General features: G+C 70.4%; 18 protein-coding genes and 2 pseudogenes. 8 read left to right on the top strand and 12 right to left on the bottom strand.

Going from position 1 to position 17,678, the window contains the following annotated elements; all coding sequences use genetic code 11:
* The first annotated feature begins 3 nt into the window (after positions 1 to 3).
* Positions 4 to 204 carry a DUF397 domain-containing protein gene (locus ABD140_RS12405; protein WP_344240084.1) on the top strand — a complete coding sequence of 67 codons (201 nt, stop codon included), beginning with the start codon at positions 4 to 6 and terminating at the stop codon, positions 202 to 204.
* A gap of 317 nt (positions 205 to 521) precedes the next feature.
* Here the strand turns inward: ABD140_RS12405 and ABD140_RS12400 are convergent, their stop codons facing one another.
* The 3 genes and pseudogenes from ABD140_RS12400 to ABD140_RS12390 form a co-directional block, all read right to left on the bottom strand.
* A complete protein-coding gene (locus tag ABD140_RS12400) occupies positions 522 to 665 on the bottom strand; it encodes a hypothetical protein (RefSeq protein WP_344240082.1) in 144 nt (47 codons plus the stop codon).
* 9 nt (positions 666 to 674) lie between these two features.
* Positions 675 to 845 (bottom strand): annotated as a pseudogene (locus ABD140_RS12395) (MerR family transcriptional regulator); the annotation flags it as partial.
* A 215-nt stretch (positions 846 to 1,060) separates the two neighbouring features.
* Positions 1,061 to 2,668 (bottom strand): IS200/IS605 family accessory protein TnpB-related protein, encoded by a 1,608-nt coding sequence (locus ABD140_RS12390; protein WP_344240080.1) that lies wholly within the window; start codon positions 2,666 to 2,668, stop codon positions 1,061 to 1,063.
* A gap of 150 nt (positions 2,669 to 2,818) precedes the next feature.
* Here ABD140_RS12390 and ABD140_RS40115 point away from each other — a divergent pair.
* A pseudogene (locus tag ABD140_RS40115) lies at positions 2,819 to 3,022 on the top strand (putative quinol monooxygenase); the annotation flags it as partial.
* Positions 3,023 to 3,153: 131 nt separating this feature from the next.
* On the opposite strand, the gene ABD140_RS12385 reads toward ABD140_RS40115, so the two are convergent.
* The 5 genes from ABD140_RS12385 to ABD140_RS12365 form a co-directional block, all read right to left on the bottom strand.
* Positions 3,154 to 4,461: a WD40 repeat domain-containing serine/threonine protein kinase gene (locus ABD140_RS12385; protein ID WP_344240078.1), complete on the bottom strand. Its 1,308-nt coding sequence runs from the start codon at positions 4,459 to 4,461 to the stop codon at positions 3,154 to 3,156.
* Positions 4,462 to 4,699: 238 nt separating this feature from the next.
* Positions 4,700 to 5,215, bottom strand: a complete 516-nt coding sequence (locus ABD140_RS12380; protein WP_344240076.1) for a DedA family protein — start codon at positions 5,213 to 5,215, stop codon at positions 4,700 to 4,702.
* A gap of 168 nt (positions 5,216 to 5,383) precedes the next feature.
* The gene (locus tag ABD140_RS12375) at positions 5,384 to 5,806 is read right to left on the bottom strand and encodes a hypothetical protein (RefSeq protein WP_344240074.1); all 423 of its coding nucleotides are present in this window, start codon (positions 5,804 to 5,806) and stop codon (positions 5,384 to 5,386) included.
* Between the two features lie 354 nt (positions 5,807 to 6,160).
* Positions 6,161 to 6,838 carry a maleylpyruvate isomerase family mycothiol-dependent enzyme gene (locus tag ABD140_RS12370; protein ID WP_344240072.1) on the bottom strand — a complete coding sequence of 226 codons (678 nt, stop codon included), beginning with the start codon at positions 6,836 to 6,838 and terminating at the stop codon, positions 6,161 to 6,163.
* Between the two features lie 134 nt (positions 6,839 to 6,972).
* Positions 6,973 to 7,098 (bottom strand): hypothetical protein, encoded by a 126-nt coding sequence (locus ABD140_RS12365; RefSeq protein WP_344240070.1) that lies wholly within the window; start codon positions 7,096 to 7,098, stop codon positions 6,973 to 6,975.
* Between the two features lie 586 nt (positions 7,099 to 7,684).
* On the opposite strand from ABD140_RS12365, the gene ABD140_RS12360 reads away from it, so the two are divergent.
* From ABD140_RS12360 to ABD140_RS12345, 4 genes are all read left to right on the top strand, one after another.
* Positions 7,685 to 8,503: a helix-turn-helix domain-containing protein gene (locus ABD140_RS12360; RefSeq protein WP_344240068.1), complete on the top strand. Its 819-nt coding sequence runs from the start codon at positions 7,685 to 7,687 to the stop codon at positions 8,501 to 8,503.
* A complete protein-coding gene (locus ABD140_RS12355; protein ID WP_344240066.1) occupies positions 8,500 to 8,703 on the top strand; it encodes a DUF397 domain-containing protein in 204 nt (67 codons plus the stop codon). The genes ABD140_RS12360 and ABD140_RS12355 overlap by 4 nt, the downstream gene beginning before the upstream one ends.
* Before the next feature lie 8 nt (positions 8,704 to 8,711).
* Positions 8,712 to 8,966 (top strand): DUF397 domain-containing protein, encoded by a 255-nt coding sequence (locus ABD140_RS12350; RefSeq protein ID WP_344240064.1) that lies wholly within the window; start codon positions 8,712 to 8,714, stop codon positions 8,964 to 8,966.
* 300 nt (positions 8,967 to 9,266) lie between these two features.
* Positions 9,267 to 10,619, top strand: coding sequence for an FAD-binding oxidoreductase (locus ABD140_RS12345; protein ID WP_344240061.1), 1,353 nt, complete (start codon positions 9,267 to 9,269; stop codon positions 10,617 to 10,619).
* A 582-nt stretch (positions 10,620 to 11,201) separates the two neighbouring features.
* Here the strand turns inward: ABD140_RS12345 and ABD140_RS12340 are convergent.
* The 3 genes from ABD140_RS12340 to ABD140_RS12330 all read right to left on the bottom strand — a co-directional run bounded on the left by ABD140_RS12340 (position 11,202) and on the right by ABD140_RS12330 (position 14,015).
* A complete protein-coding gene (locus ABD140_RS12340; protein ID WP_344240059.1) occupies positions 11,202 to 12,497 on the bottom strand; it encodes an FAD-binding oxidoreductase in 1,296 nt (431 codons plus the stop codon).
* 143 nt (positions 12,498 to 12,640) lie between these two features.
* A complete protein-coding gene (locus ABD140_RS12335) occupies positions 12,641 to 13,525 on the bottom strand; it encodes a hypothetical protein (protein WP_344240057.1) in 885 nt (294 codons plus the stop codon).
* A gap of 52 nt (positions 13,526 to 13,577) precedes the next feature.
* Positions 13,578 to 14,015, bottom strand: a complete 438-nt coding sequence (locus ABD140_RS12330; protein WP_344240055.1) for a helix-turn-helix domain-containing protein — start codon at positions 14,013 to 14,015, stop codon at positions 13,578 to 13,580.
* 84 nt (positions 14,016 to 14,099) lie between these two features.
* Here ABD140_RS12330 and ABD140_RS12325 point away from each other — a divergent pair, with 84 nt between their 5' ends.
* Together ABD140_RS12325 and ABD140_RS12320 are read left to right on the top strand one after the other, a co-directional pair.
* Positions 14,100 to 14,978 (top strand): class I SAM-dependent methyltransferase, encoded by an 879-nt coding sequence (locus tag ABD140_RS12325; RefSeq protein ID WP_344240053.1) that lies wholly within the window; start codon positions 14,100 to 14,102, stop codon positions 14,976 to 14,978.
* Positions 14,979 to 15,165: 187 nt separating this feature from the next.
* Positions 15,166 to 16,095 carry a glycerophosphodiester phosphodiesterase family protein gene (locus ABD140_RS12320; protein WP_344240430.1) on the top strand — a complete coding sequence of 310 codons (930 nt, stop codon included), beginning with the start codon at positions 15,166 to 15,168 and terminating at the stop codon, positions 16,093 to 16,095.
* Positions 16,096 to 16,150: 55 nt separating this feature from the next.
* Here ABD140_RS12320 and purD read toward each other — a convergent pair whose 3' ends face one another.
* The gene (purD, locus tag ABD140_RS12315; protein ID WP_344240051.1) at positions 16,151 to 17,404 is read right to left on the bottom strand and encodes a phosphoribosylamine--glycine ligase; all 1,254 of its coding nucleotides are present in this window, start codon (positions 17,402 to 17,404) and stop codon (positions 16,151 to 16,153) included.
* Positions 17,405 to 17,678 lie beyond the last annotated feature (274 nt).

The raw sequence follows: 17,678 nt of genomic DNA, 5'->3' as shown, positions 1-17,678 counted from the left end.
GACATGAAGCCCAGCAGCACCCCGCTCCAGTGGCGCAAGAGCAGCCGCTGCGCCCTCGGCGACTGCGTCGAGATCGCCGCGCTTCCTGGGCGGATCGCCCTACGGGACTCCAAGACGCCCGGTCGTCCCCCGCTCGCCCTCTCGTCCGCCGCTTTCCGCGCCCTCACCCGCGACATCCGCGAGGAGCCCCCGGCTCTCCCCTGACCCGCCCGGTCGAAATCGACGCGAAGGACGACGTCCGGCGACCGCCAGAAGGCGACCCCATCCCCTGACCGGAGGAGTCGTCGCCGCGCCCGCTTCCCCAGGCAGCCGGTTCCGCGGGCACGGGCGGTTCCGCAGACGCGGGCGGCACCTCAGGCACGGCCCGTTTCTCAGGTACGGACGATTCCGTGGGCACAGGCGTTTCTGCAGGCGCGGCCCGTTCCGCAGGCGAGACCCGTTCCCATTCCGCGGGCGCGGGCGGCCCCTCAGGCGCGGGCCATTCCGTCGGCGTGAAAGGTTCCGCGGGTGCGGGTGGTTTTTCAGGGGTGTGTGAGGGCTCGGGTGGAGGTGTCGAGGATGTCTCCCAGGGCCGTGCGGGCTCGGGTGAGGTCGGCCAGCTGGGTTCTGAGGTGGTCGAGGACGCAGGCCTGGAGTTCGGTGCCGTCGTCGGCGAAGCACGGCATGAGCTCGTGGATGACCTTGGTGGGGAGTCCGGCGGCGAGCAGGGTGCGGATGCGGGCGACGGTGGCCGGCGCCTCGGGTCCGTAGTGGCGGTGGCCTCCCTCGCTTCGGCTGGAGGCGAGGAGGTCCTGCGCTTCGTAGTAGCGCAGGAGGCGGACGGCGACACCTGTCTCGCGGGAGAGCTCCCCCGATCTTCATGTGGCCCGCCTCACGGAGAAAGGACTTGAACCTGACACTGATGGCACATTCCAACGTTGCTCGCATGACGACGACATCGGCATCGCAGGCGCCCGTCTCCCTCTACGGATTCCTCACCGTTCCTCAACACTGTCCAGGAGTGACCTCCTGACCGGTGCGCCTGTCCCGAACGGTCCTGGACAGGCTGGTCCCCCTGCTTTCACTCATCCGGCGGCCGCACGGATCTGGTCCGTGCGGCTGTTCGGGTGGGGCGGGTTCCCTCACGCCCCGGGACAGGGTGCCGGGCCTGGACGGTCCGATGCCCGACACCATCACTCCGGTGGTGCGGGGGCGGTGCCGCCCGACGCCGGGCACCCAGGCCCAGGGCACGTCTGCCGATCACGATGCTCGCCGCCTCGTGCCGACTGGTCTTACGTGTAGGCGTGCTGGTGGGCTGCTGCCAATGTTGTGCACCCCATCGGCTGGTGTAGGCCGGGTCCACCGCCACCAGCGCGATGCCGTGCTCGGCAGCCATCGATACCAGGCGGGCCTTCAGGCGGCTGGTGGGGATACCGGAGATGACCTGGCGGAAGCGGCGGTTGCGGCCGTGTTTCTCGCGGGTTTTGGAGTCGGTGAAGTCCAGGTCCTCCACCGCGATCGCTGCCGCTCCTGTGCGGGTGGTCCAGTGCAGCAGCCGGGTCAGGGCGTGCCGTAGTTGGGCGTCGCGGTGTGCTGCGGTGCCGGTGAGGTCGTAGTCGAAGCGCTTCGGTGCGCCGATGGGGTTGCCGCAGGTGTCCAGGCGCCAGGCGGCCAGGTGGTCGGCGTTGGTGTCCACCGCCACCACCCCGGACGCACACGCCGCCTCCAACGACAGAACCTGTACCGCAGGGCGCTGCCAGGAGGCGTCCACATACCAACGCCCCCGCCCGGCGTCCAGGTGCAGGCGGTAGGCCGTCGCCCGGTTCGCCTCCACCCGATCCACCCACTCCCCACCCCGATGGGCGAAGGAGACTTTCGCGGCCAGGACGTAGCGGCCGTGCGGGGCGTTGGCCAGACCAATCAGGGGCGCGGGGAGTTTGATGCTGATCTGTCCGTCGGGGGTGATGCGGATGGTCTCGTTGCCGTACCGCTTGCCCGACTCGCCGTCTGCGGTCAGGAACCAGCGGGCGGCCTCCCACCGATGGCGCCACTCCTGCCGGCTCAGACCTGCTTCGGTCAGATGGTGGCGGGCATGGGCGAGGGCCTGGCCGCCGCGCACCACCCGCACCCTGCCCGCTGCGAAATCAGCGGCAACCTTTCCTCGGCGTTCCTTCAACGCGGCCAGGCGGCGGGACTTGGCGAACCACTCGGCCCTCGAGCGGTACCCGCCCGGGGCACCCCGGCCGCCCTTGGCGCCCACCGGCAGGGACAGACGATGCCCGACCATGTCGATGGCGGTGTTCAGACTCTTGAGGTGCGCGGCCTGAGCACGCCGGGACAGCGCCCACTGGTCATGCGTGGCCTTGGTGATCGACCCCGCCCACCGCGAAGAACACTCACCCGTCAACTCCCGTTTGCGCTCCGCCCACCGCCGGGAGAAGTGGGCCAGGCCGTCAGCACACCGGACGGCCAGATCCGCACCCGCCAGCGACCCCAGATGCGCACCCACCCGCCGCAGCACCGCCACATCCCGCGGGGTGAGGCCCTTGAGACGGGTACGGATCGACACGCCCTGCGGCTGGGCGGCCACGAACGGCCCAGCGAGCGTGCGCAGCGGCTTCCCCGCTCCCCCCACCATGCCCGGCCCCTCCCCCCACCAGCCCGTGGTCACCAGGTGTGACCCGGCCACAACATACTCCCCGGGCGGTGTGCCCGGTCGGGAAACCCCGCACCCCGTCCCACCCGCACTACAGGAACCTCATGAACACTCGCGACCACTCAACCGACAACAGTTCAACACCCCCAAGCCCGGACACTCGGATGAGCTCAGGAAGCTCCTGGTCGTTTCTTCCTCTACGAGGTCTGGCGCTCGCGGGAGGATCTCGACCGGCACAACGCGACCCGACTGCTGCGCGACTGCATGGACGAACTGCCCGAACACCTGGAAGGAACTCCCGAGGCGTACTTCGGCGCCATGAGGAGCCCCTACCCGTACAGCACGGACGAGCGGCCGGGAACGGGCTCCCCGGCCAGGCAAGGCTGAACGTCCCCGGCAACCGCAACCGCACCTGCAACCGCGTCCGTGGTCGCGGCCGTGTCCGTATCCGTGGTCGCACCCGCGTCCGCGGGCGCGGCTGCGATCGTGCACAGTCTGCTCAGCCCTGCCGGATGTGCTCACGGGGAGTGCGGGTGGAGGAGCGGCGGCAGGTTCCATACCCGCACCAGCCCGCCCTCCCCGGCGGACAGCGCGACGGGACGCCGCCACACCTCGCCGAAGGCCACCGACCTGATCCGGGAGCCGTGGCCGAGCGAAGCCCTGCCGAGGATCTGCATGGTGCGCAGGTCCCAGGTCCGCAGCAGGCTCCTGCCCGCGACGAGCGCGACCGGACGGCCCCGCACCTCGCCGATCGCCACCGCGCCGACCGGGCACGGCAGGGACGGGCCGAGCCGGTGGCTTTCGAGCCGTCCCAGGGAGCGCATGCGGTCCAGGTCCCACAGGTGCAGTTCGCCGCCGGCGCCCCCCGACAGCGCCACGGGGCGGCCGTCCACCCTTGCGAACGTCACGGCGGTGATCTCGTCGCCGTGGTCGAGGGAACCGCCTTGGAGCAGGTCGGGCGCCGGGTCGCGGTTGAAGGACGGGAGGGTTTCGGACGGGACCGGCGGCCGTGGCGGCGGGGCCAGGAGGGCGAGGAGCGCGTCGGTGGCGGTGGGGCGCCGTTCGGGCGCCTTCGCGAGAGCCGTGGCGGCGACGTCCCGCAGCGGAGCGGGGAGCGCGGAGACGTCCGGGTGGTGGTGGAGGACCCGGTGCAGGACGGCGGGAACGGTCGCCGCCTGGAAAGGCGAGATGCCGGTGGCCGCGTAGAAGAGGGTGGCGGCCCAGGCGAACAGGTCGGTGTGCGGGCCGATGGTGCCGATGTCGGGGTCCACCTGCTCGGGCGCCATGTAGGCGGGGGTGCCGATGAGGCGGCTCGCGTCGGCGGTGATGGTCTCCAGCGCGCGGGCGATGCCGAAGTCGACGACGCGGGGGCCGTCCGGTCCGAGGATGATGTTCTCGGGCTTGAAGTCGCAGTGCACGATCCCGGCCGCGTGGATCGCCACCAGCGCGGTGAGCGTCCCCGAGGCCAGGCGCGTCAGCTCCCCGCCCTCGACGGGCCTGCCGTCGGCGACCCTCGCGGCCAGCGAGGGCCCGGAGATGTACTCGCTGACCACGTACGGGATGCCGTGGTGCTCGCCCGCCTCCAGCACCCGCGCGGTGTAGTCCGATATCCGCCGGGCGACCTCGATCTCCCGGAGGAAGTGGTCGCGGGAGGTGCCGCGCGCCACGTAACGCGGATGCAGCAGCTTGAGCGCGACCTCCTCGCCCCCTCCGTCCGCCTCGGCGAGGTAGACGACGCCCTGCCCGCCCTCCCCCAGCACCCTGCCCAGGGTGTACCGGCCCACCCGCCGTGGATCCCAGGCGTCCAACGGCCGAGCCCCCGGCATACCACCTCCATCCCCGGCCTAAGGACCTATCACCCACCGCAGTAATACGTCTCCAAATCAGAAGATCTCTTAAGGAATCATCCAGCACCGGGCTGCGGAAGTACCAGGTTTCCGGCATGGTGCGGCCACCTACGGCCTCTCCATGGATTCATACTCCGCTGGAAACCTGGATGCGGTAGTTACTACAACAGTCAGAGTTCCCTGCGGACGGGATCCGAGGCCGGCGCGGAGGCGCGGATCAGAGCGGGAGGGCCGGGGCGGCGGCGAAGCCGAGGGCGACGCAGACGGGGGCCCAGAGGGCGCCCGCGAGGGTGGACCAGGCGAGATAGCCGCGCAGGGGCGTGCCGCTGATGCCGCACAGGGTGGGGACGAGGGTGCGCAGGACGGCGGTGAAGCGGGCGACGAGGACGGCCTTGCCGCCATGGCGGGCGATCAGCTTCAGCGCGCGGTCCGTCTGCTGCGGCTTCCTCCAGCGACGCGGGACGCGCTGGAGGAGGCCGTGCTGCCACCGGCGGCCCGCCAGGTAGCCGGCGATGTTGCCGACCACCGCGCCGATCAGTGCGGCGGCGAGGATCGCGGCGAGCGGGACCCGCTGGTGGTAGGCGAGGATCCCGCCGACCACCACGGCCGTCTGCCCGGGGACCACCACGCCGATCAGCGGCAGCGCCGCCTCCAGCGCCGGGACGAGCAGCACCATGGCCAGCGCGCCCCACACTCCGATGGACGCCGCGTTTCCGGCCAGCCACTCCAGCATTTCTCGCCCCTCCGCCCCGTTTTCCGACACCTCAAGGCAATCGAAAAGCGGTGGGGAAGTCCCTCCCCCTGCTCTCTCTTTCCGGGGTGGCACCAGTGCCACCCCGGAACCGCGCCCACGGGCGGTGAGAGGGATTCGCGCAGGTCGAGCGGGCCTTCCCGGACGGGTTCAGCGGGTGGCGCGCCGCAGCCCCGTGAACTGGAGTTCGGCATAGGCGGCGACGATGACGGCCATGAGCAGCATGAACCCGACGCCCAGGCCGGTGAGGGGGACCAGGTCGGTGAGGGCCAGGGCCACCAGGCCCGCGGCCGAGAGGGCGTTGCCCCCGATGACGACCGCGACGTGGCGCGGAGAGATGTCCGCGTTGTCGACGATGAGGACGACGGCCAGCGCCCAGCCCAGCAGCCCCACCCCGAGGGGGACGCCCCAGGCGACGGGCAGGCCGAGCAGGTCCTCGAACGTCCGGGCCGCCGCGAGCAGGAGGACCCCGACGGCCGCGGTGCTCACCCCGTCGAGCCACAGGACGCGGCGCAGCAGGGTCGAGGCGTCGGCGGTCGCGGGACGGTGCAGCGCTCCGGTCTGCGTGCTCATACAGGCCTCCTTGGTCGGAAGCGGGCCTGACCTGGCCCGATGCGAAAAGCGTGTCATCGCACCCGTGGCTCCCTCAATGACCTGGCAGGTCATCATGTGAGGGGCGCCGTGTGCTCGAAGGCCGCCTGTCCTCCTGGCATCCCGCCGTTCTCGCTGGCCTGTTCATCCGGCGTCGGGTGAGCCGCCGGTTTCCCTTTGGGTGGCCGCAGGCACCGCCTGGGAGCGCGCCGTCAGGAGCGTTCCCCTGAAGGTGAGTGTCGTCAGGGATGTCTCCTGCGACCGCGGACGCCGTCGGGGCGTGTTCCCCTGACCGCGGGAGCCGTCGGGAGCGTTTTTCCCTGTCGGCAGGAGCCGTCAGGGGCGTGTCTCCCGTGGTCGGCCGAGGGTGAGCCAGGTGACGCCCTGGTCGGTCAGGGCGCGGGTCTCGTCGGGGGTGAGGGGGAGGCGGCCGGTGGCCTTGCGGAGGAAGGCGGGGCGGTCCCAGCCGAGGGGCCGGGCGGCTCCGTCGAGGAGGAGGTGTTCGACGGCTCGGGCGGCGTACGGGGTCGGCCACGGCGGACGGGAAAGGGCGTCGGCCAGGTCGAGGCCGTGGAGGCACAGTTCGACCAGGCGGGTGAGGAGGAAGTCGGCGAGGAGCATGGCGTCGCCGTGGCGGGTGCGGACGACGCGAGGAGCCGGCTCGGCCGAGCAGAGGAGGTGGGCCAGCCGCCAGGTCGCGGCGAAGTCCTCGACGAGGACGGCGGGGTCGGAGTGGGCCGCGGCCTTGGCACGGGCGAGAGCGACACGGACACCGTCGGTACGCGGCGAGAACCGGTCGTCGGGACGGTAGTAGTCGGCCGCGGAGACCTCGGCGCGGGGCGGCGCGGAGTCGGTGAGCATCGCGGGAAGCCAGGAGAGGACGACCGTCAGATGGCCGACGAGGTCGCGGACGGTCCACGGCTCGCAACGCGTCGGCAGGTCCCACTCGGCCCGGGTGAAGGTGGTGAGGACCCTTTCCAGGTTCTCCGCTTCGTCATGGAAAGCCTCGATCATCGACTTCTGGCAAGCCTTCATGAGTTTCCCCGCCTTCCGGAGGCTCATCGGTCGTCTCCCCGACTCGACTGGTGGAGATAGAAGAAGACGGTTCCCGGTTCGCCCGAACAGCGAAGAACATGCGGGCACCGCGCTCACCGGTGCCTCCCTTTCTTCCCGCCGAGGGCGAGGAACACCAAGGCCACGCCCGCAGCCAGCGCCATGGCCACGAGTAGAACGAAACCGACGGCCCCCATGGACGCCACCAGGACCTCACTCATCGGTCAGCCTCCTCCGCAGCGCCCTCCCACCGAGCGGACACGCCTTCTCCAGCACCGGACTCCCCCGGAACAGGCTCTTCCCCGACGGCCGCGGCCCCCTCCTCACCGGACCGCGGACACGCGGACGCACGCCCCTCCGAGTCGGCCTCCCGTAGGACGGACGCAGCTCCGCGCGATGCCGCCCTGGGCGGCCTTGTAGCGCCGGCCTCCCGTAGGGCGGACGCGGCTCTCTCCCCGGAGGGGCCTTTCAGAGCGGACTCGATACGGAGCTGGACGGACAGTTCGGCCCGGAGGTCGTCGACCGAGTCCGTCAGGAGCGTGCAGGCGAGTCCGGCGGCGAGCTCGTCGTCGGTGAGCGCGCAACGCCGCCGGGTCGCCATCCAGCTGCTCCCCGACAACGTCCGAAGCCGCCACCCGGGATGCCGTTCCCGCAGCTCATCCAGCACGTGCTCGCTCACGGTCGCGCTCCTTCCCCATCTTTCGCCGTTCGGAGCACCAGGATCGTGAGGGGTGGATACTCTCGGCCACATACCGGTCACACCCAGAAGACCCCCGCCCGGACGCGCAGGCCCTACCGGAGGACCCCATGGCCAACGGTGATCTCACCCGTGATCCACTGATCCGGGCCTTCGGCGCGGTCGTACGCGCCTACCGGGAGGCGGCGGCACTGTCCCGCGCGAAACTGGCCGACGCCCTCGGCTGCTCACCCCAGTGGATCGAGAAGATCGAGACCGGCGCGCGCCCCCCGTCCGAGGCGACCGCGCTCGACCTCGACACCTACTTCAAGACCCCGGGCGTTTTCCACACCATGTGGAAAGAACTCAAGCGCGCCGGGAAGACCGCGGAACTACCTCCCGGATTTCCCGGTTTCATGGTTTTGGAGGCTAAAGCACGGGTCATGAATATCTTCGAGAACATGACCATCACCGGCCTCTTTCAGATTCCCGATTACGCCTACGAGATCCTCAGCCCCGGTCGCGGCCAGGAAGCCGTCGAAGAGGTACTGCAGACCCGCATGGAACGCCAGAAGATCCTCGAAAGAAAAAGCCCACCGGAGATCGTACTCGTCCTTGACGAGACCATCCTCCATCGCCCCATCGGCACTCCAGAGATGCGCAGAAAGCAACTCGAACACCTGGCTTCACTCGCCGGACACCCAAACATCACGATCCAGATCGTCCCTAAGAAAACTGGTTCCTATGCAGGCATCATGGGAGCCTTCACGCTCATGGAATTCGATGATGGCCCCAATATCACCTACACCGAGAGCCACGTCGACGGGCAAATCATCGACCATCATGAAAAAGTGATGAGATACAACATCAGATTTAGCCTGATCCGGGGCGCAGCAATGTCAGCCGACGATTCGCTGAATCTTATAAGAACGATTGAGGGTAAGACATGAACCAAAACCGTCCTTCTTTCACTGAGTGGCGCAAGAGCAGCTACAGCGGCGATACCGGCGGACAGTGCGTCGAAGTCGCCGCCTTCTCCGGAGATATCGGTTTCCGCGACTCAAAAAATCCTGGCACCGCTCACCTCGTCCTCACCCGTTCCGCGTTCCGCACATTCACCCGGAAGCTTCGATCCGAACCGCAGAAATAACAACGAACGTGAGACACGGCTTCCCGGCCGACCCGTGGCGTAAGAGCAGCCGCAGCTCCAACTCCGGTGGGCAGTGCGTCGAGGTCACCGTGCTCTCCGAGCGGATCGGAGTCCGCGATTCCAAGAACCCCGATGCCACCCACCTGACCTTCACCCCTTCACGTTTCGCGCCTTCACCAAGTGGCCCCGCGCCGAGCGGTGACGTGAGGGTGGCCGACGGCCACGGAAGGCGGTGCGGCTGCGGTCCGCGACGGCTTCGGTAGTGTGCTCCGATGATCGGGCGGCCGCAGCCGGTCGGGCTCAGCCATGGGTTCTCCGAAGTCCAGGATCGGCGTGCTCCGACGATCAGGCGAACTCCGCCGTGGGTTCTCCGAAGTCCGGGATCGGCGTGCTCCGACGATCGGATGGGCTCGGTCATGGGTTCCTCGGTGCTCGGGGTCGGCGTGTGGGGATGGCCATGGCTGATTCGTTCAAGCTTCGGCCGGGCTCGGGTGCGTAGGTTGCTGCGCGTGGATATGGGCGAACGCATGGTTCCGGGTGCAGGAGTGGATACGGGTGGACCCGTGATTCCGGATGCGGAGGCGGAGGCGGGGGCCGTGCTCCGGCCGGGGGACGTGGATTATGACGGTGAGCGGCTGGGGTTGAACCGGGCGGTCGGGTCGCGGCCCGCGTGCGTGGTCGTGGCGGCCGGCGAGCAGGACGTGGTGGCCGCGGTGCGGGGGGCCGTCCGGCAGGGGCGGGCCGTGGGGGTGATGGCCACCGGGCACGGGCCGTCGGTGTCCGCCGATGACGCCGTACTGGTCAACACGCGGCGTATGGACGGGGTGGAGGTCGACGCGGCGAGGGCCACCGCGTGGGTCGAGGCGGGGGCGCGCTGGAAGAGGGTGCTGGCGCGCACCGCTCCGCATGGGCTGGCGCCGTTGAACGGGTCGAGTCCCCATGTGGGCGCGGTCGGCTACACGACGGGCGGCGGAGCGGGGCTGCTGGGACGCCGGTTCGGCTTCGCCGCCGACCACGTGCGCCGGTTGCGGCTCGTCACGGCCGATGGGCGGCTGCGCGAGGTGACGGCCGAGACCGAACCCGACCTCTTCTGGGCGGTACGGGGCGGGAAGGACAACTTCGGGCTGGTCGTCGGCATGGAGATCGACCTCTTTCCCGTCCCGCGGCTGTACGGAGGCGGGCTGTACTTTCCGGACGAAGCCGCCGTTGAGGTGCTGCACGCCTATTCCGCATGGACCCGGCACGTACCCGACGAGCTGGCCTCCTCGGTGCTGCTGGTCCGCAACCCCGACCTGCCCTCCGTCCCCGAGCCGCTGCGCGGACGGTTCATCGTCCATGTCCGCGTCGCCCACAGCGGGGACGCGGCCGAAGGAGAACGGCTGGTGCGGCCGCTGCGCGAGCTGGGGCCGGCGCTCCTGGACACCGTGCGGGACATGCCCTACGCCCGGGTCGGCTCCATCCACCACGAACCCGTCGCCGAACCGTACGCCGCCGACGACCGCAACCTGCTGCTGAGCGAGCTGACCGCCGAGGCCGTCGAGACCATCACCTCGCTCGCCGGACCGGACGCGCCGTTCGTCACCGAACTACGGCACTTCGGCGGCGCCTACGCCCGGCCGCCGCGGGTCCCGAACTGCGTGGGAGGCCGCGACGCCGCCTTCTCCCTCTTCACCGGCTCCACCACGGTCCCCGAAGCCCTGGAATCACGCGACGCCCTGCTGACCCGTATGCGCCCGTGGAGCAACGGGAACACCAACCTCAACTTCGCCGGCGTCCAGGACACCGCCCCGGACCGAGTGGCCGCCGCCTACACCCCGTCCGACCTCGACCGGCTCACCGAGCTCAAGGCCCGCTACGACCCGGAGAACGTCTTCCGGATCAACTTCAACATCCCGCCCGGGAAGAAAGCCCTCTGAGCCCCGCCCGCATAGTGCGGAGCATCCGATCCTGCACTCACCCTCGCCGGACCGTCACCGCCCACCACGGGCGCCACGCCCACCACCCACGAGCGCCACGTCCACCACGCCCACCACCTACGAGCACACGCTCACTACCCACGAGCACCACGCCTAGCACCTACGAGCGCCATGGCGACCTGTCGTCGCCTTCCTCGCCCTTGCAACGGCGCTGGTCCCCTCCGAGCAGTTCCCGAATCGCCGCGGGAGCACCGCAGCCTGCCTGACGCCTCCTCGCGGGACAAGGCCAGGGCCTTCACCTCCCGGACCCGCAGGAACGCCGCGGCCTCGCACGACACGCGCCCCCCGTTCTCGTCCGCGACATGGTCTCCTGCTCGCTGGGCATCGGAAACCCGCCACAGGGGTCCACTGCGGAGACGTGTCCTCTGCTCGCGAAGAGCGTTGGGAGCTTCCTCGCCAGGATCGGTTGCGAAGACGTGCCTCCCTACTCGCCAAGAGCGCCGGAGAATCCCCCGGTAAGGGTTGGTTGCGGAGGCGTGTCCTCCCTGATCACGAAGAACGTCATCAGGGAGCGGATGGGCCTCAGGCGTGGACGGGGAAGTTGCTGCGGAAGAGGGAGTGCGGGTCGTGGTGGTGTTTGAGGACGCGTAGGCGGTTCAGGGCGGCGGGGGTGAAGGCGGAGGCCGCGGTTTCGTCGGGGTTGAGGAAGGTGAAGGGCTTGCGGCCGCTGACGGGGAGGGCTTCGGCGAAGGCGCGTTGCCTGGTGGTGACGGCCTGGGCTGTGGCGGGGTCGGTCGGGATGCCGAAGAGGTAGAGGGCGTAGGGCTCGGTGAGAGGGCCGTGCGGGGAGTCGGACGGGCGGGTGAACGCGCCGCCCAGGTGCCGGAGCTGCACGCTCAGCAGGGGGGCGATGGGGTCGGCCAGCAGGGTCTTGGCCGTGACGTCGTCGAGGTCGGTCAGGAGTTCGGCCCGGGAGATGCCGGGGCCGGGGTCGGTGGGTTCGGCGGTGATGGAACCCAGTTCGGAGACCGGCATGGTTCGCCGGCTGTCGGACAGGGGGCGGGGCAGGCCGTCCAGCGGGGCGAGCAGGGCGCGGGCCTCGTCCTCGCCGCCGAGGTGGGTGGCGTCGACGGCGACCATGGGGTCGGAGCCGGGGAAGTGCAGCAGGTCGAACCAGACGGTCAGCTCGTCGGGGGCGGTGGCGGTGATCCGCCGGTAGGCGTCCAGGACGGTCGGGGCGTGCTCGGCCGTCCACAGGACCCGGCCGCCGTACAGGTGCGGCGCGGGGTGCAGGGTGAGTTCGAGCGCGGTGACGATGGCGAAGTCGCCGCCTCCGCCGCGCAGCGCCCAGAACAGGTCGGGGTCGGTGCCGGCGGTGACGCGGCGCTGCCGCCCCTGGGAATCGACGACTTCGAAGGCGGCGACGTTGTCGGCGACCCAGCCGTGCGCGCGGCCGAACCAGCTCAGCCCGCCGCCGAGGGCGACACCGGCGACGCTGACCACCGGGGAGCTGCCGGGCAGCCCGGTCAGCCCGTGCTGTGCGGCGGCCGCCTGCACCCGGCCGGACGGCACGCCCGCGCCGATGCGGGCGCGTCGTGCGCCCGGGTCGATGTCCAGGGCGTCCAGCCGGGTGGTGCGCAGCAGAACGGTGCCGTCGGTACGGCCGGTCCCGCCGTGCCCGTTGGGCTGCGTGGCGATGCGCAGCCCGGCGGTGCGGGCGTGCCGGACGAGCGCGGCGACGTCGTCGGCGTCCGCGGCCTCGACCACGGCCGCCACCGGTTGCTCGACGGCCAGGTTCCATGCCCGGCGGGCCTCGTCGAAACCGGCGTCTCCCGGCAGCCATACCCGACCTCGGACAACGGAGCGCAGCGCCTTCATGATCTTCCTTCCGGCTGTGGTGGATCGAACGTGATCACCACGTTAGGCCCGCGAGAAGCCCGAACCCCGGTTCATTTCACCAGTGGATCCATGGGTCAATCCACCGCTCCGCCAACGCCGGAAGGCGCTCTCCGAACGACCTGTCAGACGAAGAGCTCATCGACCGTGGCGATCCCCTCGCAGCGCAGCATCCACGCCTCAAGCTGCCGGGTGTCCGTGCAGCCGGTGATGCGGGCCCGCGCCTCCTCCGTGACGACGACCCCTTTCATCTTGAGGGCCAGAAGCAGCATCTTGGCTTCGCCGCGGGCTTCTCCGCGGGCCTCGCCGCGGGCTTCGGATTCGGCTCGGAGTGCGGAGACGAAGGGCTGGGTGCTGGTCCTCATGAGTGCCTTCCACAGGGTGAGGGCGGCCGGGGTGTGCTGGAGGGCCGCTTCGGTGTGTTCCGCGTAGGCGATGGCAGTGCTCACGTCGATGGTGCCCAGGGCGTCCATCAGTGTCCTCAGTATGCCATCGACGTCCTGTGACCGGCCGTGTACCAGGGCGGACAGGACGGTGAAGCCGACGTCGGCGGCGGCTTCGGCGAGTTCGGTGACCCGGCGGGTGTTGGTGGGCCCCATCACCAGGGTGACCAGCTGGAAGGTGGGGGGCAGGCCGGGGACGCGGCAGACGATGGGGCGGCGGGCCCAGATCTCGGTGGCGGAGCTCTGGGTGATGACCAGGAGGGCCACCGGGAGCCCGTGCTTGGCGTAGAGGTGGGTGACGAGCTGCGGCCAGGCCCGGAGCTTGTCGTCGTCGGTCCTGGTCTGGGACTCCACGATCAGGACGAAGGGGCCCCGGTCGGCCGACTCGATCCGCAGGACGGTGTCGGCGCGGCGCTCCAGGGGGCGCAGCTCGGTGGCGTCGATGTTGATCTCGGTGACCTTGGCGACCTGCAGGTCGATGCCGCAGAGCTCGTAGAGGGTGCGGTTGACGAGGTCCGGATCGTCGCGGAAGACGTGGTGCAGGGCATCGTGCGGTGCGGTCGGCATACAGAGGAATTTACCGAGAGTAGTGAACTCATGACACTACCCTGAGTGTGCTTTACCGTTCGTGTCGCGGCGGAGTTCGCGGTGGAGTCCGGGGCGGGGGCGGGAGGGAGCCGGAGGTCGCGGCGTCGAGGAGGCCCTGGAAGGTGGGGCAGTCCAGGTGGGTGGGGGCGGGGCAGGCCGCGGCGTGGCGGAGGTTGTCGCGCAGGGCGGCGAGGCGGTGGATGGTGGCGTCCAGCTCGTCGGCCTTGGCGGCGAGCATCGAGCGGTCGAGGTCGGGGCGGCCGGCCGGGGGGAAGAGGCGGGCGATCTCCTCCAGGGAGAAGCCCGCGGTGCGGCTCAGGGCGATCAGGGCGAGGCGTTCCAGGACGGAGGGGGCGAACTGGCGGCGGAGGCCGTGCCGTCCGGTGGAGGCGATGAGGCCCTTCTCCTCGTAGTAGCGCAGGGTGGAGACGGGGACGCCGGCACGGCGTGCCACTTCGGAGATGTCCATGCTTGACCTCAAGTCGGCTTGAAGTGGCACGGTTTCATCTCCGGTTCGGCAAGGCAACCGGGTGGACGAGCACGGGAGACGAGCATGAGCACCGCAGGCAGGAGCGAGGAGCAGGCCGCGCGCTGGAACGGGCCGTCCGGGCAGGTCTGGACCGAGGCGCAGGCGATGATGGACGAGATGTTCCGGGGCCTGGAGGAGCTTCTCGTCGACGCCGTCGGGCCCGGAGAGCGGGTGCTCGACGTCGGGTGCGGCACGGGCGGCACGACGGTGGCCATCGCGCGGCGGCTCGGCGGGGACGGGCTCTGCGTGGGCGTCGACGTCTCCGAGCCGATGGTCGAGGCGGCGCGGGCGCGTGCCGAACGGGAAGGCGTGCGGGCCGAGTTCGTTCGCGCCGACGCCGAGGAGCACGCGTTCGAGCCGGCCTCCTTCGACGCGGTCGTGTCGCGTTTCGGTGTCATGTTCTTCGGTGACTCCGTCCGGGCGTTCGCGAATCTGCGCCGGGCCGCGAAGAGCGGCGCCCGGCTGCGTCTCATCGTCTGGCGCGGCGCCGAGGACAACCCGTTCATGACGACGGCCGAGCGCGCCGCCGCCCCGCTCCTGCCCGACCTTCCGCCCCGCGTGCCGGACGCGCCGGGGCAGTTCGGCTTCGCGAACCGGGACAAGGTCCACCGCCTTCTGGCGGAGAGCGGCTGGTCCGGCATCGGCATCCGCCCGGTCGACGTGGCCTGCCGGATACCCGAGAGCGAACTGAACGGCTACTTCACCCGGTTCGGCCCGCTCGGCCAGGTCCTGCCCAAGGCCGACGAGCAGACCCGCGCACGGGTCGTCGAGACGGTCCGCGCCGCGTTCGAGCCCTACGTGCACGGCGCGGAGGTGCGCTTCACCGCGGCCTGCTGGCTGGTCGAGGCGCGGGCGCTGCCCGAGCCGGACGGAACGGCGCGGCCGGACTCCGGGAATCGGTGACGGAGCGTATGCGGAAAGGACGGGTCGTGAGGTCTGCCAACTTTGGGCGGCCGTTGAGGGTGTTATGCCTCACAACACTCGGTCAATCCGGTGAACCCGGGCATGAGGGTCTGGGTAGGGCCCCTAGCCTGTGGGGCGATAAGGGTTGTTCATGGAACAACCACCGGTTTGAGCGGGGGTCTGGTCCATTACTCTCCGTATTCCCTCCTCCCTGCGCCGCATCGAGCTGCAGGGCCACCGGGGCGCGCGCGGGCTGCGGCCCGAGAACACCTTGCCGGGCATCGCGCACGCGCTCGCCCTCGGTGTCGACGCGGTCGAGTTCGACGTGGGGCTGACCGCCGACGGCGTGGTCGTCGTGCACCACGACCAGACCCTCTCGGCGCTGACGTCCGTGGACGGGACTCCGGCCGTGCCCGGCGACCCGATGTGGCCGTACGTGGGACGGCGCATCCGCGAGCTGACGCTGGCGCAGGTCAAGACCGTCGACTCGGGGGTGCGCCGCCCCGACGACCCGCTGGACCCGTTCACGTTGACGCAGCTCCCGCTGCCGGGGACTCCCGTGGCGACGCTCCACGAGGTGTGCCGGCTCATCCGGTGCGCGCCCACGGTGCGGCTCTGCGTGGAGCTGAAGACCGACCCGTCGTGGCCCGACGCCGAGGTCGGGGAGTTCACCGCCGCCGTGGTGCGGGTGCTGAACGAGCACGGGCTGCTCAGCCGGTCGCGGCTGCTGGGTTTCGACTGGCGCTTCCTCAAGCACGCGCGGCGGCTCGCGCCGAAGGCGGGCCGGGTGGCGCTGGCGGAGCCGCCGACGCTCGACCCGGAGTGGCTCGCGGGAAGCGACCCCGACCACCCCGTGGTCTCGGCGTTCGCGGCCGGGGCGACCGTCTACTCCCCGCAGTACACGATCCTCGACGCGGAGGTCGTCAAGGAGTCGGCCGAACTGGGAATGCCGGTGACCGTCTGGACGGTGAACGATTCCCAGGAGATGGAGCGGTTCATCCGGATGGGTGTTTCGGCCATCGTCTCGGATTACCCGGATCAGTTGCGCATCGTCGCCAAAAATCAGGGGCTGTATCTCCCGCGGCGTTACCGGACGCGGGAAGCCGTCTTCTTCTGAGCACGAATAAGGGAGAACCCCGGCCGTGTGCGCACGGCCGGGGTTCTCCGGGAATTCAAATACGGCCTTCGGCGGCCTTGAGGGCGATGTCCGTGCGGTGGTGCGACCCGCGCAGCGAGATCCGCGAAACCGCCTCGTAGGCGCGGCTGCGCGCCTCGGCGAGGTCGGCGCCGGTGCCCACCACCGACAGCACGCGCCCTCCGTTGCTGACGAGCACGTCGTTCTCGTCGAGCGCGGTGCCCGCGTGCAGGACGTACGCGCCCTCCACGGCCTCGGCCTCCGCCAGGCCCTCGATGGCGTCGCCCTTCACCGGGTTCGCCGGATACCCCTCGGCCGCCACCACGACCGTCACGGCCGAGCCGGACCGCCACTCCAGCTTGGTGTCGGGGGCGAGGTTGCCGATCGCGCAGGACTGCAGGAGCAGGCCCAGCGGGGAGGCCAGCCGGTCCAGGACGACCTGCGTCTCGGGGTCGCCGAACCGGGCGTTGAACTCGATGACCCGCACACCGCGCGACGTGAGCGCCAGGCCCGCGTACAGCACGCCCACGTACGGGCTGTTGCGGCGGCGCAGCTCGTCGATCGTCGGCTGGACGACCTTGCGCATCACCTCTCCCACCAGGCCCTCGGGCACCCAGGTCAGCGGCGTGTAGGCGCCCATGCCCCCGGTGTTGGGACCCTCGTCGCCGTCCAGGGCGCGCTTGAAGTCCTGGGCAGGCAGCAGCGGCACCGCGTGCTCGCCGTCGGAGAGGGCGAACAGGGAGACCTCGGGACCGTCCAGGTACTCCTCGATCACCACCCGATCGCAGCTCACCGCGTGCGCGAGCGCCTCGGCCCGGTCCGCGGTGACCACGACGCCCTTGCCCGCGGCCAGACCGTCGTCCTTGACCACGTACGGGGGGCCGAAGGCGTCCAGGGCGCGCTCGATCTGGTCGGCGTCGTCGCACACGAAGGCGCGGGCCGTCGGCACCCCGGCGACCTGCATGATCTCCTTGGCGAACGCCTTGGAGCCCTCGATGCGGGCGGGCCCGGCGTCGGGGCCGAAGCAGGGGATGCCCTCGCGGCGCACCGCGTCGGCGACGCCGGCCACCAGGGGGGCCTCGGGCCCGATCACCACGAGGTTGATCTTCAGCCGGACGGCCAGCTCGACCACGGCTATCGGGTCGGTGGGGTCCAGGACGTGGTTCTCGGCGAACGCCGCCGTTCCGGGGTTGCCGGGGGCGCAGAACAGCGCGGTCACGGAGGAGTCTTGGGCAAGGGATCGGACCAGGGCGTGCTCGCGGCCGCCGGATCCGAGAACAAGGACGCGCACGTTAGTTGAGCCTATCTCGCCGGAGGTGTGAACCTCGACGTTGACCGGTACGTCTTAAGTGTCAGCTGCTAACCTGGCAGAAGTTCGTGCGCCCTGTCCCCCAGCCGAGAGGAGGTGGCCGGAATGAGTACTGGTGATCCATGCAGTACCAGCGAAATGCCTCATCATCCGCAGTCCACCTCTTGCAGGGGTCCGGTCACGACCGTGTCGCGCTCCTTCCGTTGATCGGGGGTCGAGCGCCGCTTTCGGCGTTTCAGCCTTGACCGTCCGGGCT

Origin of the sequence: Actinocorallia libanotica (assembly GCF_039525175.1) — a bacterium.
Classification (GTDB): domain Bacteria; phylum Actinomycetota; class Actinomycetes; order Streptosporangiales; family Streptosporangiaceae; genus Actinocorallia; species Actinocorallia libanotica.
The sequence above is the reverse complement of the archived record's forward strand: the minus strand, read 5'-3'. Positions and strand labels throughout refer to the sequence as shown.

Coding starts and splice junctions, on each gene's coding strand:
- ABD140_RS12355 (WP_344240066.1), top strand. CDS start 8,500: ATGAACCAAAACCGTCCTTCTTTCACTGAGTGGCGCAAGAGCAGCTAC.
- ABD140_RS12360 (WP_344240068.1), top strand. CDS start 7,685: ATGGCCAACGGTGATCTCACCCGTGATCCACTGATCCGGGCCTTCGGC.
- ABD140_RS12380 (WP_344240076.1), bottom strand. CDS start 5,215: ATGCTGGAGTGGCTGGCCGGAAACGCGGCGTCCATCGGAGTGTGGGGC.
- ABD140_RS12370 (WP_344240072.1), bottom strand. CDS start 6,838: ATGATCGAGGCTTTCCATGACGAAGCGGAGAACCTGGAAAGGGTCCTC.
- ABD140_RS12375 (WP_344240074.1), bottom strand. CDS start 5,806: ATGAGCACGCAGACCGGAGCGCTGCACCGTCCCGCGACCGCCGACGCC.
- ABD140_RS12400 (WP_344240082.1), bottom strand. CDS start 665: ATGCCGTGCTTCGCCGACGACGGCACCGAACTCCAGGCCTGCGTCCTC.
- ABD140_RS12340 (WP_344240059.1), bottom strand. CDS start 12,497: ATGAAGGCGCTGCGCTCCGTTGTCCGAGGTCGGGTATGGCTGCCGGGA.
- ABD140_RS12385 (WP_344240078.1), bottom strand. CDS start 4,461: ATGCCGGGGGCTCGGCCGTTGGACGCCTGGGATCCACGGCGGGTGGGC.
- ABD140_RS12330 (WP_344240055.1), bottom strand. CDS start 14,015: ATGGACATCTCCGAAGTGGCACGCCGTGCCGGCGTCCCCGTCTCCACC.
- ABD140_RS12335 (WP_344240057.1), bottom strand. CDS start 13,525: ATGCCGACCGCACCGCACGATGCCCTGCACCACGTCTTCCGCGACGAT.
- ABD140_RS12325 (WP_344240053.1), top strand. CDS start 14,100: ATGAGCACCGCAGGCAGGAGCGAGGAGCAGGCCGCGCGCTGGAACGGG.
- ABD140_RS12365 (WP_344240070.1), bottom strand. CDS start 7,098: ATGAGTGAGGTCCTGGTGGCGTCCATGGGGGCCGTCGGTTTCGTTCTA.
- ABD140_RS12405 (WP_344240084.1), top strand. CDS start 4: ATGAAGCCCAGCAGCACCCCGCTCCAGTGGCGCAAGAGCAGCCGCTGC.